The following is a 26,148-nucleotide window of genomic DNA, read 5'->3' as shown; positions in this document are numbered from 1 at the left end:
ACGCCTGTGATTTCAAGCGCATTACGTATGCGCGGTAGGGAAAGGTAAACAAAGATGGTACAGGTGAGAGTGCACCAGCCGGTCAACACCGACGGTAGTATCAATCTCGAGGCATGGCTGGATCATGTGGTCAGCGTCGATACGGCGCTGGACCGGGAAGCCCTCAAGGCCGCCTGTGAGTTCACCCAGGATGTCGAGAAAAAGGGCAACCCGGCCAAGCATTCCTGGGCCGACGGTACGTCGAGTTTTCAGGCCGGGCTTGAGATCGCGGAAATTCTCGCTGATCTGAAGCTTGATCAGGATTCTCTGGTGGCCGCGGTCATCTATCGCTCTGTGCGCGAAGGCAAGGTAACCCTGGCCGAGGTGGGCCAGCGCTTTGGTCAGGTCGTGTCCAAGCTGATCGATGGTGTGCTGCGTATGGCGGCCATCACCGATAGCCTCAATCCGCGTCATTCCTTGGTACTTGGCTCTCAGGCGCAGGTTGAAAACCTGCGCAGGATGCTCGTGGCCATGGTTGACGATGTGCGCGTGGCCCTGATCAAGCTGGCTGAGCGCACGTGTGCGATCCGTGCGGTGAAGAGTGCCGACGACGAGAAGCGCCACCGGGTCGCCCGCGAAGTGTTCGATATCTACGCGCCGTTGGCGCATCGCCTGGGTATCGGGCATATCAAGTGGGAGCTGGAAGACCTGTCCTTCCGCTACCTGGAGCCTGAACAGTACAAGCAGATCGCCAAGTTGCTGCATGAGCGCCGGCTGGATCGCGAGCGCTTCATTTCTGATGTCATGAATCAGCTGCAGAACGAACTGCTGGCTACCGGGGTCAAGGCTGACATCAGTGGCCGTGCCAAGCATATCTATTCGATCTGGCGCAAAATGCAGCGCAAGGGCCTGGAGTTCAGCCAGATCTACGACGTGCGGGCTGTGCGCGTGCTGGTTCCGGAAATGCGCGACTGTTACACCGCGCTGGGTATCGTGCATACCCTTTGGCGGCACATTCCCAAGGAGTTCGACGACTACATCGCCAACCCCAAGGAGAACGGTTACCGCTCGCTGCATACCGCGGTTATCGGCCCAGAGGGCAAGGTACTGGAGGTTCAGATCCGTACCCACGCCATGCATGAAGAGGCCGAGCTCGGCGTCTGTGCGCATTGGCGCTACAAGGGCACGGATGTCAAATCCAGCTCCAACCACTATGAAGAGAAAATTTCCTGGCTGCGTCAGGTCCTCGAGTGGCATGAAGAGCTGGGCGATATTGGCGGCCTGGCTGAACAGTTACGGGTCGACATCGAGCCGGATCGGGTCTATGTCTTTACCCCGGACGGGCATGCCATTGACCTGCCCAAGGGCGCGACCCCGCTCGACTTCGCCTACCGCGTGCATACCGAAATCGGCCACAACTGCCGCGGCGCCAAGATCAATGGGCGGATCGTACCCCTCAACTACAGCCTGCAGACCGGTGAGCAGGTCGAAATCATCACCAGCAAGCACGGTAATCCGAGCCGTGACTGGCTGAACACGAACCTGGGCTATGTCACCACCTCGCGGGCACGGGCCAAGATCGTACACTGGTTCAAGCTGCAGGCCCGTGATCAGAACGTTGCCGCAGGCAAGACCTTGCTTGAGCGTGAGCTCACGCGGCTCGGTCTGCCCCAGGTGGACTTTGAGCGCCTGGCGGAAAAAGCCAACGTCAAGACCGCCGAGGACATGTTTGCCTCGTTGGGCGCGGGCGACTTGCGCCTGGCCCATTTGGTCAACGCCGCACAGCAACTGGTGGAGCCGGAGCGTGTTGAGCAACTGGAGTTCATCACCCGCAAGGCGACTGGTATCAAACCGGGCAAGCGCGGTGATATCCAGATCCAGGGCGTGGGTAACCTGCTGACGCAGATGGCGGGTTGCTGCCAGCCGCTGCCGGGGGATGCCATCGTTGGCTATATCACCCAGGGCCGCGGCGTGACCATCCACCGTCAGGATTGCGCTTCGGCGTTGCAGTTGGCCGGGCGTGAGCCGGAGCGGATCATCCAGGTAAGCTGGGGGCCGGTACCGGTGCAGACGTATCCGGTGGATATCGTCATCCGTGCCTACGACCGTCCGGGCTTGCTGCGTGACGTCTCTCAAGTGCTGCTTAACGAGAAGATCAACGTGCTGGCGGTCAACACCCGCTCGAACAAGGAAGACAACACTGCGCTGATGTCGCTGACCATCGAAATTCCGGGGCTTGATGCACTAGGACGCTTGTTGGGGCGTATTTCGCAGTTGCCGAACATCATCGAGACGCGGCGTAATCGTACTTCCTGAGGTGCTTTCGCCCGCACTGCCAGTTTCCCCGGGAGCTGCAGTGCGGGCGATGATGCCAGGCCCTCCGACACAGAGAACCCAAGATGTACACCCTAGACGACTTGCTTCATCTCATGGCGCGCCTGCGTGATCCGCAGTACGGTTGCCCGTGGGACCTCAAGCAGACCTACGCGAGCATTGTTCCCTACACGCTTGAAGAAGCCTACGAGGTGGCTGATGCCATCGAGCGCAGTGATTTCGAGCACCTGCAAGGTGAGTTGGGCGATCTGCTGTTTCAGGTGGTGTATTACAGCCAATTGGCGCGGGAGGAGGGGCGCTTCGAGTTTGAGGCTGTAGTCGATAGCATCACTCGCAAACTGATTCGTCGTCATCCCCATGTGTTTCCAACGGGGGAGCTGTATGCGCCGCTGGATACGCCGCGCCTCGATGAAGGCCAGGTCAAGCAGCGCTGGGAAGAAATCAAGGCTCAGGAGCGCGCCGAGAAGGCCGAGCCTGAGCAGTTGTCGCTGCTCGATGACGTGCCGGCAGCCTTGCCGGCCTTGTCGCGAGCGGCCAAGCTGCAAAAACGTGCGGCTCAGGTCGGCTTTGACTGGCCTGATGCCTTGCCTGTGTTGGACAAGGTCCGTGAGGAGCTCGATGAAGTGCTCCAGGCCATGGCCGACAATGACCCGGCGGCATTGGCCGACGAGGTGGGCGACTTGTTGTTTGCCGCCGTCAATCTGGCGCGGCATGTGAAAGTCGATCCGGAAACCGCGCTGCGTGGCGCCAATGGCAAGTTCGAAAGACGCTTCCGTTTTATCGAACAGGCATTGCGCGATATGGGCCGTCCGATCGAAGATTGCACCCTCGAAGACTTGGACGCGCTCTGGGGCGAGGCCAAACGTCAGGAAAAGAACCTGTCCAGCTGCGGCTGAACTGTTGCATAAGTGAGTAAGCATCCATGAGTCTTTCCCTTCGTGACCAATTGCTCAAGGCCGGTCTGGTCAACCAGAAGCAGGTCAAGCAGGTCACCAAAGAGCAGAAGAAGCAAAAACGCCTGGAGCATAAAGGCCAGGTAGAAGTTGATGACACCCAGCAGCGGCTGGCCAAGGAAGCCATGGCCGAGAAGGCCAAGCGCGACCAGGAACTGAACCGTCAGCAGCAGGAGAAGGCCGAGCAGAAGGCCCGTGCTGCTCAGGTCAAGCAACTGATTGAAGTGTCGCGCTTGCCCAAGCTGAACACTGAGGATTACTACAACTTCGTGGACGACAAGAAGGTCAAGCGCCTGTCGGTCAACGCCCTGATGCGGAGCAAGCTGAGCAGTGGCTCGTTGGCTATCGTTCATCACGGTGGAGGTTACGAAGTGATTCCACGTGAAGCTGCGCTGAAGATCCAGGAGCGCGATCCCAAGCGTATCGTCCTGCTCAACACTCAGGTTGAGGAGCCGGATGCCGATGATCCGTACGCGGCCTATCAGATCCCTGATGATCTGATGTGGTAAAGCGACAAACCCCGCTTCGGCGGGGTTTGTCGTTATTGGCGCTGATACTAAAAACCCCGCACAGCGCGGGGTTTTCAGGTGTGCTGTCGGGCTTCAGTTGCCTTTGACAGGTTTTCCGTCGACCGTACCGTCCTGCAGTATGATCACGTATTCCTTGCCGTCGGTTTCAACCTGGCGCAGTTGTACCAGCAGGTAGTCCCAGTCCTTGGCGAACCACAGTTCAGTGATGCGCTTGCTCTGGCTTGGGTCGCGTACGCGCTCGACCTTGATGGCGTCAACCTGGCCGGCCTTGGTCGAGACTTTCTCGGTGCCCAGGACGCGGAAGTCGTAGGTGTCGATCTCGTCGCCATCGACCACTTGGTAGCTGATGCTTTTCTTGCCAGCCGCAACGTCATGTTGCAGTGCAAGCTGATACGAGGACTTGTCCAGCACGCCACGGTTGAGTGGCAGCTTTACGGCATCTCCACGGTCGGTGCCGGTGATCATGTTGCTTGACCAGTCGAAGTCCAGATCAACTTTTTTCGCCTTGCCCAAGCCGCCACGTTCGAAGTGGTAGGTTTGTGGCAGCAGGGTGTCCTTGTCCATGCGCAAGGTGCTTTGCTCGGTCAGGCTGGCGATCATCATCGCGGCCTTGAAGTTGAGGCTCCAGGTACCGTTGGCATTCTTGACCAGGCTGCGCTCGGCGGTGCCGCTCATGGGCAGCTGTTTCCAGTCGGCGGTGTAGCTGGCCGAGTAGGGCTTCAGCTCGGCTGCCTGAAGCGGTAACGCAAGCACGGCGAGGGCGAAAAGCAGGGCGCGACGCATAAAATCTCCTAGGGTCGAATCAAGTGGCCGCTGGCCGCCAGAGGCTGGCCATCCATTAACGCACCGGTTTCGCCCAAGCGTAAACGACCTTCAGCGAACCAGCGAACAGCCAGCGGGTAAATCTGATGTTCCTGGCGGTGAACCCTTTGTGCCAGGCTTTCTGGCGTGTCGTCCAACTCTACCGGTATTACTGCTTGTACGACCAGTGGTCCGCCGTCGAGTTCCTCGGTGACGAAGTGGACACTGCAGCCATGTTCGCGATCGCCGGCTTCCAGCGCGCGTTGATGGGTGTGCAGGCCCTTGTACTTGGGCAGTAGGGAGGGGTGGATGTTCAACAGCCGGCCCTGATAGTGGCGGACGAATCCGGCACTGAGAATGCGCATGAACCCGGCCAGTACGACCAGTTGCGGTGAGTAGCCGTCGATCAGCTCGATCAACGCCGCATCGAACGCCTCGCGGCCATCGAAGGCCTTGTGGTCGAGTACGGCGGTGTCGATGCCTGCATCGCGGGCGCGTTGCAGGCCGTAGGCATCGGCGCGGTTGGAAATCACCGCGCGGATCCGCACCGGGTTGCCCTCGGTGCGGGTGCTGTCGATCAGCGCTTGCAGGTTGCTGCCGGAACCCGACAGCAGTACCACTACATCACAGAGCGTGCTCGGCATTAGTGCGCCTTGAGGTTTTTCAGCTCGACCTGGGCAGCGCCCTCGGCAGCGGCGGCGATCTGGCCGATCACCCATGGCTGCTCGCCGGCTTCACGCAGCACGTCCAGCGCGCGCTGGACATCGTCCTGAGCCACGCAGATGACCATGCCGACGCCGCAGTTCAGTACGCGGTGCATTTCGGTCTCGTTGACGTTGCCTTGCTCTTGCAGCCAGTTGAACACGGCTGGACGCTCCCAGCTGGCGACATCGACAACCGCCTGTGCGCCTTTTGGCAGTACACGCGGGATGTTGTCGAGCAGGCCGCCGCCGGTGATGTGCGCCATGGCCTTGACCGCGCCAGTCTCCTTGATCAGCTTGAGCAGTGGCTTGACGTAGATGCGGGTCGGGGCCATCAGCAGGTCGGTCAGCGGTTTGCCGTCGAGCTGGATGTTCTCGATGTCCGCTCCAGCGACTTCGATGATCTTGCGGATCAGCGAGTAGCCGTTGGAGTGCGGGCCGGACGATGGCAGGGCGATCAGCGCGTCGCCGTTGGCAACACGGGAGCCGTCGATGATGTCGGCTTTCTCGACCACGCCGACGCAGAAGCCTGCCAGGTCGTAGTCTTCGCCTTCGTACATGCCCGGCATTTCGGCGGTTTCACCACCGACCAGCGAGCAGCCAGCCAGTTCGCAACCCGCGCCAATACCGGTAACCACCTGGGCTGCGGTGTCGACGTTGAGCTTGCCAGTGGCATAGTAGTCAAGGAAGAACAGTGGCTCGGCGCCACAGACCACCAGGTCGTTCACGCACATGGCGACCAGGTCGATGCCGATGCTGTCGTGCTTGTTCAGGTTCAGCGCCAGACGCAGCTTGGTGCCGACACCGTCGGTACCCGAGACCAGAACCGGCTGTTTGTAGCCGGCCGGGATTTCGCAGAGGGCGCCAAAACCGCCCAGGCCGCCCATGACTTCCGGGCGCGCCGTGCGCTTGGCCACGCCTTTGATGCGTTCGACCAATGCTTCACCGGCGTCGATGTCTACACCGGCGTCCTTGTAGCTCAGGGAGGGTTGCTTGCTCATGATCCAGGCCTTTAGGGGGGAGGGATTCGGGGGAATCGACCGTGACCTGCCAGGCAAAGCGGAGGTTTTCCTGCTGCCTGACCGTCGCCGGTCTGCGAAGGCGCGCGATTTTATCAGGGTTACCGGGTAGCGGCCATCCTCAGGCCGACGGGTAGAGCCTCAATCGATAGAAAAATGATGATTAACCACCTGCGACTGGTTGCCGCGCCATGGGCTGTATAAGGTATAGCCATGGTGTACTGATGAAAATGCCGTGACGATTGAATGTTTTACCGGGGCCTGTGGTCTCAACCCCGGGCGCGGTCAAGCGGTGCCTCTATTTATGAATGGACGGGAGTCCCACATGCGTTTGTGCTCATATCTGGTCCTCGGCTGTGTCGCGCTGTTTGGCCTGACCGCTCAGGCCGAAACCCTCTCCGGTTTGTACCAGGTGCGTCAACCGGTCAGCGGCCAAGGCGCCGAGGCACGCACCCAGGCTACCGAACAGGCGCTCAATACCCTGGTGTTGCGCCTGACCGGTGACAGTAAAGCCCTGCAGAACCCCGCCGTCGTGGCCCTTCGCAAAGACCCGCAACAGATCATCAGTCAGTTTGGCTATGAAGCCGGCCCGCCCGAAACCCTGTTGGTGGACTTCGACCCGGGCACAACTGATCGGGCGCTGCGCCAGGCGGGCTTGGCCCTATGGGGGAATAATCGTCCGGCGATTCTCGGTTGGTGGTTGAACGATAGCGCTGAAGGTTCGAACCTGGTCGGCGACGGGCAAAGCAGTGCCGTGGCGTTGCGTCGTGCGGCCCAGCACCGTGGTCTGCCTCTGCGCTTGCCGCTGGGGGATCTGGGCGAGCAGTTGGTCGCTACCGCGAAAAACCTGGAAGGTACCGACCCGGCGCCGTTGCGCGATGCCTCCGAGCGTTATGGTGCCGATGCGTTGTTGGCAGTGCATGCCACCGAGGCCGACGGCAAATGGCAGGGTACCTGGCGCCTCTGGCAGGGCGACCAGCGTGAGCAGGGCAAGGTTGAGGGTGCGGACCCAGCAGCCCTGGCCGATGCGGTAATGCTGGCAGTGAGCAGTCGTTTGGCGTCGCGATTCGTTGCGCGCCCGGGAGCCAGCAGTGAAATGCAGCTACAGGTGCAAGGTGCGAATCTGGAGCGTTATGCCGAGTTGGGCCGTGTGCTGGAGCCATTTGGTGCACGCTTGGTCAGTGCCGAGAAGGACGTACTGACCTACTCGGTCACCGGTAGCAGTGAGCAACTGCGTGCCCAGCTTGGCCTGGCCAGGTTGCAGGAGGTGCCTGCAAGCACGCCGATCGCGACTGCGCCGGTCAGCGCTGATCCGGCGGTTGCCGGTACAAGCGCTGCGTCTGTTCAGCCGTTCAATGGCCTGCGTTTTCGCTGGTAAAGGGAGTTACTGATGACGGGTACGCGCCGCTGGGTGTGGTTGGGCATGGCGTTGCTCTGTGCAGCCCTGGTGTATTGGTTGCACGCGATTCTCTCGCCATTCCTGGTCGGGATCATGCTGGCGTACCTGGCCGACCCGCTGGTTGATCGGCTGGAACGTGCAGGGCTGTCACGCACCTGGGGTGTGGTAGTGGTCTTCAGCCTGTTCGGACTGGTGTTGCTGGCCCTGTTGCTGGTGTTGATTCCCATGCTGGCCAAGCAACTGGTGCGGCTCTATGAGCTGACACCGCAGATGCTGGATTGGTTGCAACACGTAGCATTGCCCTGGGTGCAGGCGCGCCTGGGGCTGGCGGACGGTTTCTGGCGTTTCGACAAGGTCAAGGCCGCGATCAGTGCGCATATGGGGCAAACCAGCGACATCGTCGGTGTGGTGTTGTCTCAGGCGACGGCATCGGGCCTGGCGTTGCTCGGCTGGTTGGCCAACCTGGTCTTGATTCCAGTGGTGGGTTTCTACCTGCTGCGCGATTGGGACCTGATGATGGCCCGGTTGCGCAGCCTGTTGCCGCGTCAGCGTGAGGCCCAAGTGGTCGTGCTGGCTGGCGAGTGTCACGAAGTGCTGGGGGCGTTCGTTCGTGGCCAGTTGCTGGTAATGCTGGCGCTGGGCGTGATCTATGCGGCCGGGTTGATGCTGGTCGGGCTTGAGCTCGGCTTGTTGATCGGTGTGCTGGCCGGGCTGGCCGCCATCGTGCCGTACATGGGGTTTATCATCGGCATTGGCGCGGCAATAGTCGCCGGGCTGTTCCAGTTTGGCGGCGAGTTGTATCCGCTGCTCGGCATTGTCGCCGTGTTCATGATTGGCCAGATGCTCGAAGGGATGGTGTTGACGCCCATGCTGGTCGGCGATCGCATTGGCCTGCACCCGGTGGCGGTGATTTTCGCCATACTTGCCGGCGGTGAGTTGTTCGGCTTTACCGGTGTGTTGCTGGCCTTGCCTGTTGCGGCGGTGATCATGGTTTTGGTGCGGCATGTCCATGACCTTTATAAAGAATCCGATATTTATGCGGGCCAGATCGATCCTGATCTTTAGGCTGATATCAGAAGGCTTGCACTCGCGCCAGGCATCTAATGCAAGCCTTTGATTTTGCTTATGGTCTTCTGCGATTGTGCGAGTGACCTCACGGGTATAAACTTTGCAGACTTTTCAAGAAAGGCCCTTTGCGGCTTCCCAAGCCGCCCAGCCAGCATGAAACCGATCCAGTTGCCCCTGGGTGTGCGTCTACGTGATGACGCCACCTTCATCAACTACTATCCGGGTGCCAACGCCGCAGCATTGGGCTACGTCGAGCGACTCTGCGAAGCCGACGCCGGCTGGACCGAAAGCCTTATCTATCTGTGGGGCAAGCAGGGCGTGGGTCGCACTCACCTGTTGCAAGCGGCCTGCCTGCGTTTTGAGCAGATGGGCGAGCCGGCGGTCTATCTGCCGCTGGCGCAGTTGCTCGACCGTGGCATAGAACTGCTGGATAACCTCGAACAGTACGAACTGGTCTGCCTCGACGACTTGCAGGCCATTGCCGGCAAGCCAGAGTGGGAAGAGGCGATGTTTCACCTGTTCAACCGCCTGCGTGACAGCGGTCGACGGTTGTTGATTGCCGCGTCCAGTTCGCCTCGCGAGCTGCCGATCAAGCTGGCTGACCTCAAGTCGCGCCTGACCATGGCGCTGATCTTCCAGATGCGTGCATTGTCCGATGAAGACAAGCTGCGCGCCCTGCAACTGCGTGCTTCGCGCCGTGGCCTGCACCTGACCGATGAGGTTGGGCACTTCATTCTTACTCGTGGCACCCGCAGCATGAGTGCGCTGTTCGATCTGCTCGAACGCCTCGATCAGGCGTCGCTGCAAGCGCAGCGCAAGCTTACGATCCCCTTTCTAAAGGAGACCCTGGGCTGGTAGCGGCGATCTAGAGCCTCGGCACATAAAAGTCACATTTTTTTCGATTGAATTTGCAAATCGACTCGATAGAGGGCATAGTTTCCCCCTCATTGAACTCTAGACACGGTCGTGCCCATGCTAAATCGCTTCGCACCCCTCGTGCCCCTCGCACTTGTAACCCTGCTTTTTGGCTGCGCGGCGCATAGCCCTGTATCGCAGCAGCAGGAGCAGCAATCCATCGCTGCTCATCACGGTTCGGTCAAATCCTCTGGCACCTCTTCGGTGTTTGATGAAGAACTGGCTACTGAAGAAGAGCTGAGCGAGTTCGGCAGCAGCAAGCCTTACCAGCTGCCTGCGCTGGCCGATAACATTCTTGAGCGCGGTATGTCCCTGATCGGTACACGTTACCGTTTCGGCGGTACTTCCGAGGCCTCGGGCTTCGATTGCAGCGGTTTCATCGGTTATCTGTTCCGTGAAGAAGCTGGCATGAAGCTGCCTCGCTCTACCCGCGAGATGATCAACGTCAAGGCGCCACAGGTTGCGCGTAACAACCTCAAGCCAGGCGATTTGCTGTTCTTCAGCACCAATGGTCGCGGTCGTGTCAGCCACGCCGGTATCTACCTGGGTGACGATCAGTTCATTCACTCCAGCAGCCGTCGCAGCGGTGGTGTGCGAATCGACAGCCTTGGCGATCGCTACTGGAGCAAAACCTTCATCGAAGCCAAGCGCGCGCTGGCAATGGCGGGTCCGACCACCATTTCGCGTAACTGAGCCTCGATCAGGTTTGACACGGCGACGTAGCCCTAGGGTGCGTCGCCGTGCTTGTTTTTAGAAAGCGTCTAATCTTCACTACCACTATTTTCTGGCCAAGTGCCAGCCGGCTTCAGACAGGATGTTCTGACTATGTCGATGATGGCGCGTTTCGCGGTACTTGCCCTGGCAGCCCTGCTGGGCGCCTGCTCAACCCAGGCTCCGGCCCCGCGAGTGGTCGAGCCTGCGGTCATGGCACCGCAAGTCTATTTCTCCCCGGTTGCCGAAGATGTACTGTTCCGCGCCTTGGGCCTGGTGGGTACGCCGTATCGTTGGGGTGGCAACACGCCAGACTCCGGATTCGATTGCAGCGGCCTGATCGGCTATGTTTATCGTGATGCCGCAGGTATTTCCCTGCCGCGTTCTACCCGCGAGATGATCGGCATTCGTGCGCCGAACATCGAACGTAATGCGCTGCAGTCTGGCGATCTGGTGTTTTTTGCCACCAATGGTGGCTCCGAGGTCAGCCATGCCGGTATCTATGTGGGCGAAGGGCGTTTTGTCCATGCGCCTCGTACCGGTGGTACGGTGCGGCTGGACTACCTCGCGAACAGCTATTGGCAAAAGGCTTACCTGAACGCCAAGCGTGTGCTGCAACCGCCGCAGCCGAACCTGGCACGCAACCCCTGATCTGAATCGAGGTGGGCGATGACCGGTCAGACGCTCTACCTCGACGATGCCCTCTATCTCTACCTGCAAGGTGTTTCACTGCGTGAGACGCCGCTGTTGGCGCGTCTGCGTGCTGAAACCCAGGCGTTGCCAGAGGCGCGCTGGCAGGTTGCGCCAGAACAGGGGCAGTTGCTCGCCTTGCTGATACGGTTGATCGGTGCCCGTCGAGTCATCGAGGTGGGTACCTTCACTGGCTACAGCGCCCTGTGCATGGCGCAAGCCATGGATGGGGGGCATCTGCTGTGTTGCGATCTGCCAGGCCATTACAACGCCACGGCACAGCGCTACTGGCAAGAGGCCGGTGTTGCCGAGCGTATCGAGTTGCGCCTGGGGCCGGCGCTGCAAACCCTGGCAACGCTCGATGCAGAAGCCTTCGACTTGATCTTCATTGATGCCGATAAGGCCAATTACCCGCGTTACCTGGAGGAAGCCTTGCGCGTGCTGCGTCCGGGTGGCCTGCTGGTGTTCGACAACACCCTGTGGAGTGGGCGCGTGCTTCAGGTCGTACCGGACAGTGAAGACACCCGTGCAATCCAGGCGCTGAACGCGGCATTGAAGGACGACCTGCGGGTGGATTTGTCGTTGCTGCCGCTGGGGGATGGGCTGACCTTATGCCGCAAGCGCTGAACGTGTCTGTCGTGCCTCGCGCATGGCACGGCGTCAGCAGGTGTTCTGACAGCTTTAATTGACGCTCCCGGCCCAACCCTCTAACCTTCGCGACTTGTTTCAGGTGCTCTGCAGCCGTGGCGGTTGGCAGGGTGAAACAGGGAAGCCGGTGGGCGCTTGCAGCGCGATTCCGGCGCTGCCCCCGCAACGGTAGGTGAGTCAAGGTTACGCAGGGCCACGGGGTCTACGACCCGGGAAGGCGCGTCGCCAGGGTGTGCATGACCCCGCTCACAAGCCCGGAGACCGGCCTGTTACAGCCAACGGCATCACGGAGGGTGATGCGCGGTACGCCGGCCTCTGGCCGCAGCCCTGCGCGTTTTTCGTGTGCTTTGTCCATTCATCTGTCGCGCCGCCCAGTGGCCTTTCCAAACCCCAGCCCGTGCCGGTCGTCGTTGCTGACGATGGCCTGTGGTGCCCGGCCGACAGTTGCCTGCGGAGACTAGCGATGACTGAATCCACCGAGCGTGACGAACGCCACTTGGCGCGCATGCTGCGTAAAAAAGCGGTGATCGACGAGCGTATTGCCAATTCCCCGAACGAGTGCGGCTTGCTGCTGGTATTGAGCGGCAATGGCAAGGGCAAGAGCAGTTCGGCGTTCGGCATGCTTGCCCGCGCCATGGGCCACGGCATGCAGTGCGGCGTGGTGCAGTTCATCAAGGGCCGCAACAGCACCGGAGAAGAACTGTTCTTCCGGCGTTTCCCCGAGCAGGTGCGTTATCACGTGATGGGCGAGGGGTTTACCTGGGAAACCCAGGACCGGCAGCGTGACATTGCCGCGGCTGAAGCCGCCTGGGTGGTGACGCGCGAGTTGCTACAGGATCCGACCATCAGCCTGGTGGTGCTCGATGAACTGAACATCGCACTCAAACATGGCTACCTCGACCTGGAACAGGTGCTCACCGACCTGCAGGCCCGGCCACCGATGCAGCATGTGATCGTTACCGGTCGCGGTGCCAAGCCGGAGCTGATCGAACTGGCCGATACCGTCACTGAGATGGGCATGATCAAGCATGCGTTTCAGGCCGGTATTCGTGCCCAGAAAGGCGTCGAACTATGAGTGAAACCCGGCATTGCCCGGCGGTATTGATTGCGGCGCCGGCGTCCGGTCAGGGCAAGACCACGGTCACTGCGGCGCTGGCGCGGCTGCACCGCAACCAGGGTCGCAAGGTGCGGGTGTTCAAATGTGGCCCGGACTTTCTCGATCCGATGATCCTTGAGCGTGCGAGCGGCGCCCCGGTCTACCAGTTGGACCTGTGGATGATTGGCGCCGAGCAGAGCCGACGCTTGCTGTGGGAAGCAGCGGCTGAAGCCGACGTGATTCTCATCGAGGGCGTCATGGGCCTGTTTGACGGTACGCCATCCAGTGCCGATCTGGCTCGGCACTTTGGTGTGCCGGTGCTGGCGGTGATCGACGGTACAGCCATGGCGCAAACCTTCGGTGCGCTGGCGTTGGGCCTGGCACGCTATCAGCCAGACCTGCCATTTGCTGGCGTACTGGCCAACCGCGTCGGTTCATTGCGCCACGCACAACTGCTGGAGGGTAGCCTCACCGAGGGGCTGCGCTGGTATGGCGGCCTGTCACGGGAAACCGCCATCGAGTTGCCAAGCCGTCACCTGGGGCTGGTTCAGGCCAGTGAACTGAACGACCTCGACCTTCGCCTTGATGCGGCCGCCGCGGCGCTGGGGGGAAGTTGCGAATCGGCGTTGCCACCGAGCGTAGCATTTTCAGCCCCCCAACCGCACACGGTTGAGCCTTTGTTGGCCGGTGTCCGCATCGCAGTGGCCCGTGATGAGGCGTTTGCCTTTACCTATGGCGCCAACCTCGATGTGCTCCGCGACATGGGCGCGCAACTGAGCTTTTTCTCGCCGCTGCATGACGAACAGTTACCGGAGGCCGACAGCCTCTATTTGCCGGGCGGTTACCCTGAACTGCACCATCAGGCCCTGGCGGCCAACAGACCCATGCTGACGGCCATTCGTACCCATCATCAATTGGGCAAGCCGCTGTTGGCCGAGTGCGGTGGCATGCTCTACCTGCTGGATGCCCTCACTGATGTGGCGGGTGAGCGTGCCGAGTTGCTCGGCCTGTTGCCCGGTGAGGCCGTGATGCAAAAGCGCTTGGCGGCGCTGGCGTTGCAAGCGGTGGCATTGCCGGAAGGCACCTTGCGCGGGCACACCTACCACCATTCGTTGACCCAGACCGAGTTGACCCCGATTGCTCGCGGGCAGAGCCCCAATGGTGGGCGTGGAGCCGAAGCGGTCTATCGCTGTGGGCGGCTGACCGCCTCCTATGTGCATTTCTATTTTCCTTCCAACCCCCACGCGTCGGCGGCGCTACTGGCACCATGAGCGAACACGATTTCAGCGCGGACGAACGGGCAGCGGTGTACCGCGTGATTGCCGAGCGCCGTGACATGCGTCACTTCATCGGCGGCAAGGTGGCACCTGAGCTTCTGGCGCGCCTGCTTCAGGCTGCGCACCAGGCCCCCAGCGTTGGCTTGATGCAACCCTGGCGCTTTATCCGTATTACTGACCGCAGCTTGCGTCAGCGTATCCAGGTGGTCGTGGAGCAGGAGCGGGTGCGCACGGCCGAAGCGCTTGGCGAGCGTGCCGACGACTTCATGAAACTCAAGGTCGAAGGCATCAGCGACTGTGCCGAGGTGTTGGTGGCGGCATTGATGGATAAGCGCGAGGGGCATATTTTCGGTCGCCGTACGCTGCCGGAAATGGACCTGGCGTCACTCTCCTGCGCTATCCAGAACCTCTGGTTGGCGGCGCGGGCCGAAGGGCAGGGGATGGGCTGGGTATCGTTGTTCGAGCCACAGGCACTGGCGGATTTGCTGGGGATGCCCGAAGGGGCCAAGCCATTGGCCGTGCTCTGCCTGGGGCCGGTGGCGGCATTTTATCCTGCGCCAATGCTTGAACTGGAAGGCTGGACCAAGGCGCGTCCGCTCGATGACATGCTGTATGAAAACCATTGGGGAGAGCGTTGATGAGTGTGGCTTTGCTGAGCGTGGCCGGTGTGGCGCTGGATGCGCTGCTGGGTGAGCCAAAGCGTCGCCATCCGCTGGTCGCTTTCGGGCGCTTCGCCTCGCGCCTGGAACAGCGTTTCAATGCGGGTGGGCGTGGCTGGCGCAGCCATGGTGTCACGGCCTGGTTTCTTGCTGTGGTACCACTGACCCTGGCGGCTACGCTGTTGTCCTGGTTGCCCTACATCGGATGGGGGGTGGAGATCCTCGCCCTCTATTGTGCCTTGGGGCTGCGCAGTCTCGGCGAGCATGTCATGCCAGTGGCCGATGCCTTGCGCCAAGGCAACCTTGACGAGGCACGGCGTCGGGTCGGTTTTCTGGTCAGTCGCGAGACCCGTGAGCTGGACGAGACGGCCGTCGCCCGGGCGGCTACCGAGTCGGTGTTGGAAAATGGCAGCGATGCCGTGTTTGCCGCCTTGTTCTGGTTTGTCGTCGCCGGTGCGCCGGGAGTGGTGCTCTATCGGCTGAGCAACACCCTGGATGCCATGTGGGGCTATCGCAACGAGCGTTTTGAGCGCTTCGGTTGGGCGGCGGCGCGCATTGACGATGTACTCAATTATATTCCTGCGCGGTTGGTGGCCCTGACCTATGCCGTGCTGGGCAAGACTCGCCTGGCCTTGCGCTGCTGGCGTCGCCAGGCGCCGCAATGGGACAGCCCGAACGCCGGGCCGGTGATGGCATCCGGGGCCGGCGCGCTGGGTGTCGAGTTGGGTGGCGCGGCGGTCTACCATGGCGAACTGCATGAGCGAGCTCAGTTGGGCGAGGGCCCTGCAGCCGATGCCGACGCTATCGAGCGTGGCTGGCAACTGGTGTGCCGTGGTGTCTGGTTGTGGTTGCTGGTGTTGTGCCTGGGAGCAGAATTCTATGCTTGAACACGGAGGGCGCCTGCAGCGGGCGATCCAGCAGTACGGTATTGCTCAGGAGTGCTGGCTTGACCTGTCCAGTGGCATCGCGCCCTGGCCATTCAGTGTCCCGCCGATTCCGTTGCGGGCCTGGGCACGGCTGCCGGAGACCGACGATGGCTTGGAGCAGGCTGCCGCCGAATACTATGGCGTCAAGCGCCTGCTGCCGGTCGCGGGTTCCCAGGCGGCTATTCAGGCGCTGCCGCGCCTGCGGCGTACTGGCAAGGTCGGCGTGCTGTCGCCGTGTTACGCCGAACATGCCGAGGGCTGGCGGCGTGCCGGGCACCGGGTGCGTGAGCTGGACGAGACGCAGATCGAACACTACCTCGACAGCCTTGATGTACTGGTGGTGGTCAACCCCAACAACCCGACCGGGCGCGTCGTGTCGCCAGAGCAGCTGCTGAACTGGCATGCGCGCCTGGCCCAGCATGGTGGCTGGTTGCTGGTTGACGAGGCGTTTATGGACAACACCCCCGCGCAGAGCATTGCGGCTTACGCGGATCGCCCCGGCCTGATTGTGTTGCGTTCGTTCGGCAAGTTCTTCGGGCTTGCCGGGGTGCGTTTGGGGTTTGTCGTGGCCGAGCGGCAAATGCTGCAACTGCTGGCTGAGCAGCTCGGGCCGTGGGCGGTCAGTGGGCCAACCCGTGTGCTGGGGCAGGCCTGCCTGCAGGACCGGGCCGCTCATCAATTGCAGATCAAGCGTTGTGCCGATGCGAGCCGGCGCCTGGCCCTTTTGCTGGAGGCTGCCGGCCTGCCGCCCAGTGGTGGCTGTGACCTGTTCCAGTACCTGGTGACTGAGCGGGCGGCCCACATCCATGAGTTCATGGCACGACGCGGTATTTTGCTGCGCTTGTTCGAGCAACCGGCCAGCTTGCGGTTTGGTTTGCCCGATACGGAAGACGATTGGCAGCGCTTGAGCCTCGCGTTGAATGACTACTGCAAGGAGCAGCCATGACGACCCTGATGGTGCAAGGCACCACCTCGGATGCTGGCAAGAGCACCCTGGTGACCGCGTTATGCCGCTGGCTGGTACGCCAGGGGGTTGGCGTCGTACCGTTCAAGCCGCAGAACATGGCGCTCAACAGCGCGGTAACCGCCGACGGTGGCGAGATTGGTCGAGCCCAGGCTGTACAGGCCCAGGCTGCAGGCCTGGCGCCGCACACCGACATGAACCCGGTGCTGCTCAAACCGAACAGTGATACCGGTGCCCAGGTCATCGTCCATGGGCGTGCTGTCACCAACATGAACGCCGTGGCGTATCACGACTACAAGGCCATCGCCATGCAGGCGGTGTTGGCATCGCATCGGCGGCTCAGCGAGACGTATCCCGTGGTGATGGTCGAGGGGGCGGGCTCGCCGGCGGAAATCAACCTGCGTGCCGGCGATATTGCCAATATGGGCTTTGCCGAGGCGGTGGATTGCCCGGTGATCCTGATCGCCGACATCAACCGGGGTGGGGTATTTGCGCACCTGGTCGGCACCCTGGAACTGCTGTCGCCAACGGAGCAGGCGCGAGTCAAAGGCTTTGTGATCAACCGTTTTCGTGGTGACATCGCCCTGCTTCAGCCTGGCCTCGATTGGCTGGAAGCGCGCACCGGCAAGCCGGTGTTGGGTGTGTTGCCCTATGTGATGGACCTGCACCTGGAGGCCGAGGACGGTCTCGATCAGCGTCAGGGCGACAAGGTCGCGCAGGTACTCAAGGTGATTGTCCCGGTGTTGCCGCGTATCAGTAACCACACCGATTTCGACCCGTTGCGCCTGCACCCGCAGGTTGACCTGCAGTTCATCGGCCCCGGCCAGGCGATTCCGCCTGCCGACCTGATTATCCTGCCGGGCTCCAAGAGCGTGCGCGGCGACCTGGCGCAATTGCGTGAGCGTGGCTGGGAAGCGGCTATCGCGCGTCATTTGCGCTACGGCGGGAAAGTATTGGGCATCTGTGGCGGCTTGCAGATGCTCGGTCAGCGGGTGGACGACCCGCTGGGCCTGGAAGGTACCGCCGGTTCCAGCCCGGGCCTGGGCTTGCTGGACTTTGTCACCGAACTGGAAGCTGAGAAGCAGTTGCGCAATGTCGCCGGTCAGTTGTCGCTGGAAGCCGCGGCGATCAGCGGCTACGAAATCCATGCCGGGGTCAGCCGTGGCCCGGCACTGGAGCAGCCCGCCGTGTACTTGAGCGATGGTCGCCATGACGGTGCGATCAGTGCCGACGGGCAGATCCTCTGTACCTACCTGCACGGCTTGTTCGAGTCGCCCGCTTCCTGCAGCGCACTGTTGCGCTGGGCAGGCTTGGACGACGTTGAACAGGTCGACTATCACGCCCTGCGTGAATTGGACATCGAGCGCCTGGCCGACCTGGTCGACAGGCATCTGGATACCTCTCGGTTACGACAATTGTGTGGGCTTGACTGACATGCTCAATCTGATCCTCGGTGGTGCCCGCTCTGGCAAGAGCCGCCTGGCTGAACAGCAGGCGCAGCACAGCGCCTTGCCGGTGACCTACATTGCCACCAGCGAGCCGCTGGATGGCGAAATGAATGCTCGGGTGCAACTGCACCGCGAGCGTCGGCCTGCTGAATGGGGGCTGATTGAAGAGCCTCTGGCACTGGCCCGAACCTTGATCGAAAACGCCGCACCCGGGCGTTGTCTGTTGGTGGACTGCCTGACCCTCTGGCTGACCAACCTGCTCATGCTTGAAGACACGCAGCGCTTGAACGATGAGCGCAACGCGTTGCTTGACTGTCTGCCCAACCTGCCGGGCGAGATCATTCTGGTGAGCAATGAGACTGGCCTGGGGGTTGTGCCCATGGGCGAACTGACCCGCCGTTATGTCGATGAAGCCGGCTGGCTGCATCAAGCCATTGCCGAGCGCTGTCAGCGTGTGGTGCTGACTGTTGCCGGCTTGCCCCTCGTTTTGAAAGGACCTGCACTATGAGTCAGAACTGGTGGCAGAACCCCTGCCAGGCACCGGATGAAGCGATCCACCAGCAAGCACTGGAGCGACAGCAACAATTGACTAAACCGGCGGGCTCGCTGGGCCGTCTGGAGGGATTTGCGGTGCAGTTGGCCAGCCTGCAAGGGCGGCTCAAGCCTGACTTGGCACAGGTCTGGATCACGATCTTCGCGGGGGATCATGGCGTTGTCGCGGAAGGCATCTCTGCGTATCCGCAGGCCGTCACTGCCCAAATGTTGCAGAACTTCGTCAGCGGTGGTGCGGCGATCAGCGTTCTGGCGCGCCAGCTGGACGCGCGTCTGGAGGTGGTCGACCTCGGTACAGCCACCCTGCAAGACGACTTGCCGGGCGTGCGACATGTGCGTATCGGCGCGGGGACTGCCAACTTCGCCAAGGCGCCGGCGATGACGCTTGAGCAGGGGTTGCAGGCCTTGCAGGCTGGGCGTGAAAGCGTTTTGCGGGCTGCTGCGAACGGCGCGCAGTTGTTTATTGGCGGTGAAATGGGCATTGGCAACACCACCGCCGCGAGTGCCCTGGCATGTGCGTTGCTCGGGTGTGCGGCCAGCGACCTCAGCGGCCCAGGAACTGGTCTGGATGCGGCAGGTGTGCGGCACAAGGCCGAAGTGATTGAGCGGGCCCTGAAACAGCATGCCGTTTCCGGTGATGACCCTCTGCAGGTTCTGCTTTGCTTCGGCGGTTTTGAGATCGCCGCGTTGGTGGGTGCTTACCTGGCCTGCGCTCAGGAAGGTATCGCCGTGCTGGTCGATGGATTCATCTGCACAGTCGCCGCATTGCTGGCGGTTCGTCTGAACCCGCAGGCCCACTGCTGGCTGCTGTTCGGGCACCGTGGTGCCGAGCCAGGTCATCGCCTGGTATTGGCGCAGCTGGATGCCGAACCGGTGCTGGAGCTCGGTTTGCGGTTGGGAGAGGGCAGTGGTGCTGCGTTGGCGGTGCCGCTGCTGCGTCTTGCCTGTGAGCTGCATGGGCAGATGGCGACCTTTGCCGAGGCCGCCGTTGCGGATCGTCCGGCATGATCATTGACCTGCTGCGTCATGGCGAAACCGAACAGGGGGGCGGCTTGCGTGGCAGCCTTGATGACGCCCTGACAGATCAGGGATGGGCGCAGATGCGCGCGGCGACCGCCAGCCGCGCACCGTGGCAACGGCTGATCAGTTCACCACTGCAGCGTTGTGCACGCTTTGCCGAGGCCCTGTCCGGGCAACTGGGCGTGCCATGTGAGTTGGAGCCAGAGTTGCAGGAGCTGCACTTTGGTGAGTGGGAAGGACGCAGCGCGGCGGCGTTGATGGAAACCCATGCGCAGGAACTGGGTCAGTTCTGGGCTGATCCCTATGCGTTTACCCCGCCCGGTGGCGAGCCGGTTGCAGGGTTTGAGGCCCGAGTGCTGCGTGCCTTGGCGCGCTTGCAGCAGCGATATGTGGGCGAGCACCTGTTGCTGGTCACCCACGGTGGGGTGATGCGGCTGTTGCTGGCGCGTGCCAGAGGGTTGCCACGTGAGCAGTTGTTGCAGGTCGAGGTCGGGCACGGAGCGTTGGTGCGACTGGTGCTGGATGCCGACGGACAATGGCAAGAGGCCCGCTGATGTTGCCCTTCTGGATTGCCTTGCAGTTCCTCAGCAGCCTGCCTGTGCGTCTGCCGGGCATGCCGGCTGCCGAGCAGATGGGGCGTTCGTTGCTGTTCTACCCCGTGGTGGGGCTATTGTTCGGCGTGCTGCTGTGGGCCTTTGACAGCCTGCTGGCCGCAAGCCCGTTGCTGCTGCATGCTGCGCTGCTGCTGACGCTCTGGGTGTTGCTCAGTGGCGCGTTGCACCTGGACGGGTTGGCTGACAGTGCTGACGCCTGGCTGGGTGGCTTTGGTGATCGTGAACGAACCCTGACGATCATGAAAGACCCGCGCAGCGGGCCAATTGCCGTGGTTACCCTGGTTCTGGTGTTGTTGTTGAAGTTCACGGCGTTGCTGGCGCTGGTTCAGGCCGGGCAGAGCATGGCGTTGCTGCTGGCGCCTCTGATCGGGCGTGCGGCCATGCTTGGGTTGTTCCTCTGTACGCCTTATGTACGCGCTGGCGGGCTGGGTCAGGCTTTGGCCGAGCACCTGCCGCGGCGCAGCGGTCACATCGTCTTGGTGCTCAGTGGCGTGGCCTGTGTGCTACTCGCTGGCTGGCAAGGCGTGCAGGCACTGTTGCTGGCATGTGTTGTGTTCTTTTGGCTGCGCAGCCTGATGGTGCGCCGATTGGGCGGCACCACGGGTGACACGGCTGGCGCCTTGCTGGAGCTGCTTGAGTTGGCGGTACTGGTCGGCTTGGCGTTGTAGCGATTGCCGCCTGCCGTTGGCCTGTGATCGCGCGATGTTCTGCGTTAATGCTTGTGTTGAAGCCGATGCGGGTATATACACGTACCATGTTGACCAGCCAATGCCTCTGTACCCACTTGCGTCGCGCTGCCCGAGGGGTGAGCCGCCGTTATGACGAAGCCCTTGAAGGCTTCGGCATCAATGTTGCCCAATTTTCCTTGTTGCGGCACTTGCAGCGCCTCGACCGTCCGAGCATCTCCAGCCTGGCCGAAGCCATGGGCCTGGACCGCAGCACCTTGGGGCGCAACCTGCGGGTGCTGGAGGCCGATGGCCTGGTGGCGCTGGCTGAGGGTGATGACTTGCGTAATCGCCTGGTACTGCTCACCGAGCAGGGCAAGGCGCGGCTGTTGGCTGCTGAGCCTGCCTGGGAGCAGGCGCAGTTGAAGATGCTGGCGGCGTTGGGCGAAGCGCAACGCGACGAACTGGTGCGCTTGCTGAAGCAGTTGGCGTGAAACATGACCCTAAACGCGGGTATATACCCGCGTAACCTTGCGGCAGTCGGGAGACAATAATAATGACCACGGTATGGCGAACGAGCGGCTGGATACTTTTGGGCGCAGCCCTGATTTTGGCGTTATCGCTTGGTGTGCGGCACGGTTTTGGTCTGTTTCTGGCGCCAATGAGCGCCGAGTTCGGTTGGGGGCGCGAGGTTTTTGCCTTTGCCATCGCCCTGCAAAACCTCATCTGGGGCCTGGCGCAGCCCTTTGCCGGCGCCCTGGCTGACCGTCTAGGCGCCGCTCGGGTAGTGATTATCGGCGGGGTTCTGTATGCCGTCGGCCTGCTCATGATGGGGATGGCCGATTCGCCCCTGTCGTTATCACTCAGCGCTGGTCTGTTGATTGGCATTGGCCTGTCAGGCACCTCGTTCTCAGTGATCCTTGGGGTCGTGGGCCGTGCGGTACCCGCAGAGAAGCGCAGTGTGGCCATGGGTATTGCCAGTGCTGCTGGCTCGTTTGGCCAGTTTGCGATGCTGCCAGGAACGCTGAGCCTGATTGGCTGGCTCGGTTGGTCAGCGGCATTGCTGGTACTGGGGCTGCTGGTTGCATTGATCGTGCCGCTGGTGGGCATGCTGCGCGACCGTCCATTGCCGAGCCACGCAGATGAGCAGACCTTGAGCGAAGCCTTGCGCGAGGCCTGTTCGCACTCAGGGTTCTGGCTGTTGGCGCTGGGCTTTTTTGTCTGCGGTTTTCAGGTGGTGTTTATCGGGGTGCACTTGCCGGCGTACCTGGTTGACCAGCACCTGCCTGCCACCATCGGCACTACGGTGCTGGCGCTGGTTGGCCTGTTCAATATTTTCGGTACCTACACGGCCGGCTGGCTTGGTGGCCGGATGTCCAAGCCGCGCCTGCTGACGGCACTCTACCTGTTGCGTGCCGTCGTGATTGTGCTGTTCATCTGGGTGCCCGTATCGGCCGTCAGTGCCTATTTGTTTGGTATCGCCATGGGCTTGCTCTGGCTGTCCACGGTGCCCTTGACCAATGGCACCGTCGCCACCTTGTTCGGTGTGCGTAACCTGTCGATGCTGGGTGGGATTGTCTTCCTGTTCCACCAGTTGGGTGCGTTTCTGGGGGGCTGGCTGGGCGGTGTGGTGTATGACCGTACGGGTAACTATGACCTGGTCTGGCAGATCTCGATCCTGCTCAGCCTATTGGCTGCGGCGCTCAACTGGCCTGTGCGCGAACGTCCGGTTGCGCGGCTGCAAGCGCAAGTGGGGGCGGCGTGAGCCCCCAGGCGTTGCGCTGGCTTGTGCTGGCAGGCGGCCTGTTGGTGCTTGGCCTCGCCTGGTGGGGCTGGCATCAGGGCGGGTTGGCTTTGATGCAATTGGGCATGGGCGCTTGCTAGGCGTATTCTGAACCCTCGGACTGCATTCACAGGAGAGGCATGATGCGTACACGCTGGTTGTGGATTCCGTTGTTAACGCTTGTTTCCGGGGCAGCGGCTGTTGCCGGCCAATGCCCTGAACTGTTGCAAGGTGAGCTGCCCAAGTTGCGCGCCAAGGAGCAGATCAACCTGTGTGAACAGTTTGCCGGCAAGCCGCTGGTGGTGGTCAATACCGCCAGCTACTGCGGCTTTGCGCCACAGTTTGAAGGCCTTGAGGCGATTTACCAGGCCTATCACGAGCAAGGCCTGGAAATGCTCGGGGTGCCGTCCAATGACTTCAAGCAGGAAGCTGCCAGCAGTGTCGAGACGGCCAAGGTCTGTTATGCCAACTACGGCGTCACGTTCACCATGACCGAACCGCAGGCCGTACGTGGCGACGATGCTACGCACCTGTTCCGGGAGCTGGCACGCCAGAGCAGTGCGCCGAAGTGGAACTTCTATAAATATGTTGTGGACCGTCAGGGTAAGGTCGTCGCCAGTTTCTCCAGCCTGACCAAGCCGGATGACCCGCAATTCAAGGCGGCCATCGACAAGGCCATCGCTTCACAGCCCTGAGGGGCTATGGGCAGACCGAGCCGATGGAAGACTACCGGGTGCCGGCAGGGCAGGCCTAGAAACACAAACGCCCCGAGTTCGTCGGGGCGTTTGTATTGCACGGGCGGCGGTAACCTGCCGCGTGCATGAGATCAGAAGCGGTAGGTGAGCGATGCACCCACACCGTGTGCGCTGTTCTCGTACTTGGCGTTGTAGGTGCCTTTGAAGTGCGCAGGGTCCAAACTGGACTGATTGACGGTGGTGTCTTCTTCCATTAGATAGGAGTAGGCGACGTCGATGGTCATGTCGTCGCTTGGGCTCCAGCCTGCGCCAAGGCTGAACACCTTGCGGTCGCCGGTCGGAATGCGTGGCGAGCGGTTGACGTTATTGGTTGGCGACTGGTCAACGGTGAAACCTGCGCGCAGGGTCCATTCCTTGTTCACTTTGTAGGCGGCACCGACGGCATATGCCCAAGTGTCATGCCAGTTCTGTTCTTCGCTGATCTGCCCCAAGCTTGGCGCTAGTGGGGCCGGAACGCCTTCATTGTTGGCAGTGATGGCTTCCAGGCGGCTCCAGCGGGTCCAGGTGCTGCCCGCGTAGAGGGTCCAATGGTCGTCCAGTTCGTGGGTGAGCGAGAAGTCTACCGATTCTGGCGTCTTGATTTTCAGCGAGGCGTCGTACTTGCTGCCGCTGAATGGGCCGAAACCAGTACCGTTAATCTCGGTGTCGCCTTTGAGCTTGTAGTCGACCATCGAGTGGTAGGTCAGGCCGACGCGTGTGCTGTCGGTGGCCTGTACCAGGATGCCGATGTTGTAGCCTATGGCGGTGTCGTCGCCAGAGATTTTTACCTTTCCGTCGTTTGTGCCGGGGCTTGCGGGATTCAGCGTAGCAGACTCCAGGGTGCCATCAATGCGGTTGATGGTCGGGCCAAAACCGATGGAAACCTTGTCGTTGAACGCATAGCTAATGGTTGGCTGCAGGGTGACGACTCGTACCTCACTCTTGCTGCCGAAGTAGCGGCCGGAAAAGCTGTTTTCATAGTCGGTGAGCAGGCCGAAAGGTACGTACATGCCCAGGCCGAATGCCCAGTGTTCGTCGATAGGTTTGACGTAATAGCCCATGGGCACGCCAACTACCGGGACCATGTTGCCGTTGCTAGTGCCGCCAAAGGTACCCGTGCCGTCGATATCGGACCTGGCGATGACAGCGGCGCCGCCAACGGTCACTTGTTCGCGCTTGAGGCGTGACATGCCTGCAGGGTTACCGAATACGGTGCTGGCATCATCGGCAGAAGAAGAGCGACCCGCAAAGCCGGTTCCCATGCTGCTGATGCTTTGTTCGTTAAGAGCAAAGCCGCTGGCGAACAGTTGAGTGGACGCGAGCGTGACAGCGAGACCTAGCGACGTTTTGAGTATTGCTTTTTTCATTATTAGAACTCCTTGGGATCACCGGCTCGCAAACTACCAACATTTTGTCCGTCGCGCTATAGGGCATATCCCGGGAGATAGCGCGCTTTTGTAGGACAATCTGACCAAAATTCCTTTTTTTTGCGTTTCGATGGCAAGGGGTTCTCAGCAGGCTTGAAGGTGTACCGGGTCGATGCACAGGTGCCATGCCTGGGTGAAGTCGCGCAGGCGGCCCTGGGGCTGGAAGATCTGGCGCCAGATACGTGCCAGGCCCAGCAGGTCATTGGCGTCTGGCAATTGTGGGCGTTGTTCTTCGATCAACATCCAGGCGATAGCGGTGGCATAGCGTAAGTTGACTGTCAGTTCCAGGTGAGGTCCGGCGAGGAATGCATGCTGGCTGGCAAGGCCGCGGATCAGGCTGGCCAGTTCGGGGTCGCGGGCGAGGAAGCGGTCCCAGAGCGATTGGTGGCGCGGCTCGGAAATTCGATACAGGCCGTGGCCGCGACGATCGTGAAGGGCGTCGCCAAGCCTGGATTGGCTGGCCGCTATGCCCAGTAACAGTGCCTCTGCGCTGGCGCAATGGCGATTCAGATAGAGCAGCGTGGGGCGGATCACGTGCTGGCTTAACTCGCTCGCGGCGATACCCATAATGCCCTCGCACTTGAAAGTGGCCGGCGGGGCGCTGGTGCTTGGCAGCTGGAGAATCGGTCAGGCCCGCCGGAAGCGGTCTGTACCGCTTGAGTTGAAGTGTAGTGTCATATTCGTGGTGTAAAGGGCTGTTTTTAAATCGTTTCTGGTGCGTGGTTATAGCGCATATGCACTTGGGTGCTTAGCGGGTGATCGTTGGTGTATGCGCAGCGGGCAAAAAAAAGCCCCGCTGCAAGGGCGGGGCTTGGGGGTGTTGCGTAACGTCGGGTTACGCAACCAGCGACTGGCGTGCGCGGTCGATGACCGCTTGCAGCGGTTTGGCGCCGGTGTACTGGTCCGGGTACAGTCGCTCGGTGTGTTGAGCGATACCGTGTTCATTGACCAGGGTGAAGCTGAAGCTGCCCTTGCGTGAAGCAAGGATCAAGCAGTTCAGGGGGGCAAATGCCTGGCTTAGGGTGCGAATCGCAGCCTGAGTATGGGTGCTATGTTTCATCATTATTGGAAGTTCCTGCAAAAGACACGGCAATGGAGCCGTGTACGCTTTAAACGTTCCAGTAACGCCTGGCTTTAGGCCGGTGCGAAGAACCTGACTGGAACAGGGCAGCCAGTTTGGAGCGCATTATCATGTGGCGCTTGGGCTGACTGGTAGGTACTCAGAGGGCAGGCAA

The 26,148-nt window shown here is 61.3% G+C and carries 28 protein-coding genes and 1 riboswitch; of the genes, 22 read left to right on the top strand and 6 right to left on the bottom strand.

Going from position 1 to position 26,148, the window contains the following annotated elements; genetic code table 11:
* The first annotated feature begins 54 nt into the window (after positions 1 to 54).
* The 3 genes from relA (at position 55) to ACZ9H3_RS09845 (ending at position 3,775) form a co-directional block, all read left to right on the top strand.
* Complete coding sequence (gene relA, locus ACZ9H3_RS09855) at positions 55 to 2,295, top strand: GTP diphosphokinase (RefSeq protein ID WP_065761442.1); 2,241 nt, start codon at positions 55 to 57, stop codon at positions 2,293 to 2,295.
* A gap of 83 nt (positions 2,296 to 2,378) precedes the next feature.
* Positions 2,379 to 3,209, top strand: a complete 831-nt coding sequence (gene mazG, locus ACZ9H3_RS09850; protein WP_065761443.1) for a nucleoside triphosphate pyrophosphohydrolase — start codon at positions 2,379 to 2,381, stop codon at positions 3,207 to 3,209.
* A gap of 26 nt (positions 3,210 to 3,235) precedes the next feature.
* The gene (locus tag ACZ9H3_RS09845; RefSeq protein WP_065761444.1) at positions 3,236 to 3,775 is read left to right on the top strand and encodes a DUF2058 domain-containing protein; all 540 of its coding nucleotides are present in this window, start codon (positions 3,236 to 3,238) and stop codon (positions 3,773 to 3,775) included.
* 93 nt (positions 3,776 to 3,868) lie between these two features.
* On the opposite strand, the gene ACZ9H3_RS09840 is transcribed toward ACZ9H3_RS09845, so the two are convergent.
* The 3 genes from ACZ9H3_RS09840 to purM are packed head-to-tail and all read right to left on the bottom strand — an operon-like array spanning position 3,869 to position 6,299.
* Positions 3,869 to 4,579 (bottom strand): DUF3108 domain-containing protein, encoded by a 711-nt coding sequence (locus tag ACZ9H3_RS09840; RefSeq protein ID WP_065761445.1) that lies wholly within the window; start codon positions 4,577 to 4,579, stop codon positions 3,869 to 3,871.
* A gap of 8 nt (positions 4,580 to 4,587) precedes the next feature.
* Positions 4,588 to 5,241: a phosphoribosylglycinamide formyltransferase gene (gene purN / locus ACZ9H3_RS09835; RefSeq protein ID WP_099775565.1), complete on the bottom strand. Its 654-nt coding sequence runs from the start codon at positions 5,239 to 5,241 to the stop codon at positions 4,588 to 4,590.
* On the bottom strand, positions 5,241 to 6,299 hold the full coding sequence (gene purM, locus ACZ9H3_RS09830) for a phosphoribosylformylglycinamidine cyclo-ligase (RefSeq protein ID WP_099775564.1): 1,059 nt from the start codon (positions 6,297 to 6,299) through the stop codon (positions 5,241 to 5,243). Before purM ends, purN begins: the two co-directional genes overlap by 1 nt.
* A 343-nt stretch (positions 6,300 to 6,642) precedes the next feature.
* Between purM and ACZ9H3_RS09825 the strand changes: the two genes are divergently transcribed.
* From ACZ9H3_RS09825 to ACZ9H3_RS09735, 19 genes are all read left to right on the top strand, one after another.
* Entirely contained in the window at positions 6,643 to 7,695 is a 1,053-nt protein-coding gene (locus ACZ9H3_RS09825; RefSeq protein ID WP_065760511.1) for a DUF2066 domain-containing protein, read from the top strand.
* A 12-nt stretch (positions 7,696 to 7,707) separates the two neighbouring features.
* On the top strand, positions 7,708 to 8,781 hold the full coding sequence (locus ACZ9H3_RS09820; RefSeq protein ID WP_099775563.1) for an AI-2E family transporter: 1,074 nt from the start codon (positions 7,708 to 7,710) through the stop codon (positions 8,779 to 8,781).
* A 156-nt stretch (positions 8,782 to 8,937) separates the two neighbouring features.
* A complete protein-coding gene (gene hda, locus ACZ9H3_RS09815; RefSeq protein ID WP_065760513.1) occupies positions 8,938 to 9,642 on the top strand; it encodes a DnaA regulatory inactivator Hda in 705 nt (234 codons plus the stop codon).
* 114 nt (positions 9,643 to 9,756) lie between these two features.
* Complete coding sequence (locus tag ACZ9H3_RS09810) at positions 9,757 to 10,392, top strand: C40 family peptidase (protein ID WP_065760514.1); 636 nt, start codon at positions 9,757 to 9,759, stop codon at positions 10,390 to 10,392.
* Between the two features lie 132 nt (positions 10,393 to 10,524).
* Positions 10,525 to 11,061, top strand: a complete 537-nt coding sequence (locus ACZ9H3_RS09805; protein ID WP_099775561.1) for a C40 family peptidase — start codon at positions 10,525 to 10,527, stop codon at positions 11,059 to 11,061.
* 18 nt (positions 11,062 to 11,079) lie between these two features.
* Positions 11,080 to 11,727, top strand: a complete 648-nt coding sequence (locus ACZ9H3_RS09800) for an O-methyltransferase (protein WP_476220571.1) — start codon at positions 11,080 to 11,082, stop codon at positions 11,725 to 11,727.
* 84 nt (positions 11,728 to 11,811) lie between these two features.
* Positions 11,812 to 12,032: riboswitch (cobalamin riboswitch) on the top strand.
* Positions 12,033 to 12,211: 179 nt separating this feature from the next.
* Positions 12,212 to 12,823 (top strand): cob(I)yrinic acid a,c-diamide adenosyltransferase, encoded by a 612-nt coding sequence (cobO, locus tag ACZ9H3_RS09795; protein WP_099775559.1) that lies wholly within the window; start codon positions 12,212 to 12,214, stop codon positions 12,821 to 12,823.
* Positions 12,820 to 14,115: a cobyrinate a,c-diamide synthase gene (locus tag ACZ9H3_RS09790; RefSeq protein WP_099775558.1), complete on the top strand. Its 1,296-nt coding sequence runs from the start codon at positions 12,820 to 12,822 to the stop codon at positions 14,113 to 14,115. Before cobO ends, ACZ9H3_RS09790 begins: the two co-directional genes overlap by 4 nt.
* Positions 14,112 to 14,759, top strand: a complete 648-nt coding sequence (gene bluB, locus ACZ9H3_RS09785) for a 5,6-dimethylbenzimidazole synthase (RefSeq protein ID WP_476220569.1) — start codon at positions 14,112 to 14,114, stop codon at positions 14,757 to 14,759. Before ACZ9H3_RS09790 ends, bluB begins: the two co-directional genes overlap by 4 nt.
* Positions 14,759 to 15,667 carry an adenosylcobinamide-phosphate synthase CbiB gene (cbiB, locus tag ACZ9H3_RS09780; RefSeq protein ID WP_065760520.1) on the top strand — a complete coding sequence of 303 codons (909 nt, stop codon included), beginning with the start codon at positions 14,759 to 14,761 and terminating at the stop codon, positions 15,665 to 15,667. The genes bluB and cbiB overlap by 1 nt, the downstream gene beginning before the upstream one ends.
* Positions 15,660 to 16,652 (top strand): threonine-phosphate decarboxylase CobD, encoded by a 993-nt coding sequence (gene cobD / locus ACZ9H3_RS09775; RefSeq protein ID WP_476220566.1) that lies wholly within the window; start codon positions 15,660 to 15,662, stop codon positions 16,650 to 16,652. Before cbiB ends, cobD begins: the two co-directional genes overlap by 8 nt.
* Complete coding sequence (locus ACZ9H3_RS09770; RefSeq protein ID WP_065760522.1) at positions 16,649 to 18,103, top strand: cobyric acid synthase; 1,455 nt, start codon at positions 16,649 to 16,651, stop codon at positions 18,101 to 18,103. Before cobD ends, ACZ9H3_RS09770 begins: the two co-directional genes overlap by 4 nt.
* 1 nt (position 18,104) lies before the next feature.
* Positions 18,105 to 18,626 carry a bifunctional adenosylcobinamide kinase/adenosylcobinamide-phosphate guanylyltransferase gene (gene cobU / locus ACZ9H3_RS09765; protein WP_476220564.1) on the top strand — a complete coding sequence of 174 codons (522 nt, stop codon included), beginning with the start codon at positions 18,105 to 18,107 and terminating at the stop codon, positions 18,624 to 18,626.
* Entirely contained in the window at positions 18,623 to 19,678 is a 1,056-nt protein-coding gene (cobT, locus tag ACZ9H3_RS09760) for a nicotinate-nucleotide--dimethylbenzimidazole phosphoribosyltransferase (protein ID WP_065760524.1), read from the top strand. Before cobU ends, cobT begins: the two co-directional genes overlap by 4 nt.
* The gene (gene cobC, locus ACZ9H3_RS09755; RefSeq protein WP_065760525.1) at positions 19,675 to 20,244 is read left to right on the top strand and encodes an alpha-ribazole phosphatase; all 570 of its coding nucleotides are present in this window, start codon (positions 19,675 to 19,677) and stop codon (positions 20,242 to 20,244) included. Before cobT ends, cobC begins: the two co-directional genes overlap by 4 nt.
* Positions 20,244 to 20,972 (top strand): adenosylcobinamide-GDP ribazoletransferase, encoded by a 729-nt coding sequence (locus tag ACZ9H3_RS09750; protein ID WP_102053276.1) that lies wholly within the window; start codon positions 20,244 to 20,246, stop codon positions 20,970 to 20,972. Before cobC ends, ACZ9H3_RS09750 begins: the two co-directional genes overlap by 1 nt.
* A gap of 86 nt (positions 20,973 to 21,058) precedes the next feature.
* Positions 21,059 to 21,463 carry a MarR family winged helix-turn-helix transcriptional regulator gene (locus ACZ9H3_RS09745; RefSeq protein WP_476220560.1) on the top strand — a complete coding sequence of 135 codons (405 nt, stop codon included), beginning with the start codon at positions 21,059 to 21,061 and terminating at the stop codon, positions 21,461 to 21,463.
* A 62-nt stretch (positions 21,464 to 21,525) separates the two neighbouring features.
* Positions 21,526 to 22,734, top strand: coding sequence for an MFS transporter (locus ACZ9H3_RS09740; RefSeq protein WP_099775551.1), 1,209 nt, complete (start codon positions 21,526 to 21,528; stop codon positions 22,732 to 22,734).
* A gap of 161 nt (positions 22,735 to 22,895) precedes the next feature.
* Complete coding sequence (locus ACZ9H3_RS09735) at positions 22,896 to 23,447, top strand: glutathione peroxidase (RefSeq protein WP_476222744.1); 552 nt, start codon at positions 22,896 to 22,898, stop codon at positions 23,445 to 23,447.
* Positions 23,448 to 23,578: 131 nt separating this feature from the next.
* On the opposite strand, the gene ACZ9H3_RS09730 is transcribed toward ACZ9H3_RS09735, so the two are convergent.
* The 3 genes from ACZ9H3_RS09730 to ACZ9H3_RS09720 form a co-directional block, all read right to left on the bottom strand.
* On the bottom strand, positions 23,579 to 24,853 hold the full coding sequence (locus ACZ9H3_RS09730; protein WP_476220558.1) for an OmpP1/FadL family transporter: 1,275 nt from the start codon (positions 24,851 to 24,853) through the stop codon (positions 23,579 to 23,581).
* Between the two features lie 144 nt (positions 24,854 to 24,997).
* On the bottom strand, positions 24,998 to 25,480 hold the full coding sequence (locus ACZ9H3_RS09725) for a hypothetical protein (protein WP_476220556.1): 483 nt from the start codon (positions 25,478 to 25,480) through the stop codon (positions 24,998 to 25,000).
* 268 nt (positions 25,481 to 25,748) lie between these two features.
* The gene (locus tag ACZ9H3_RS09720; RefSeq protein WP_099776760.1) at positions 25,749 to 25,973 is read right to left on the bottom strand and encodes a hypothetical protein; all 225 of its coding nucleotides are present in this window, start codon (positions 25,971 to 25,973) and stop codon (positions 25,749 to 25,751) included.
* Between the last annotated feature and the right edge of the window lie 175 nt (positions 25,974 to 26,148).

The sequence above is a fragment of the Pseudomonas sp. TE3910 genome, assembly GCF_056279025.1.
Note: the sequence above shows the minus strand (reverse complement) of the source record. Positions and strands in the feature narration are given on the sequence as shown.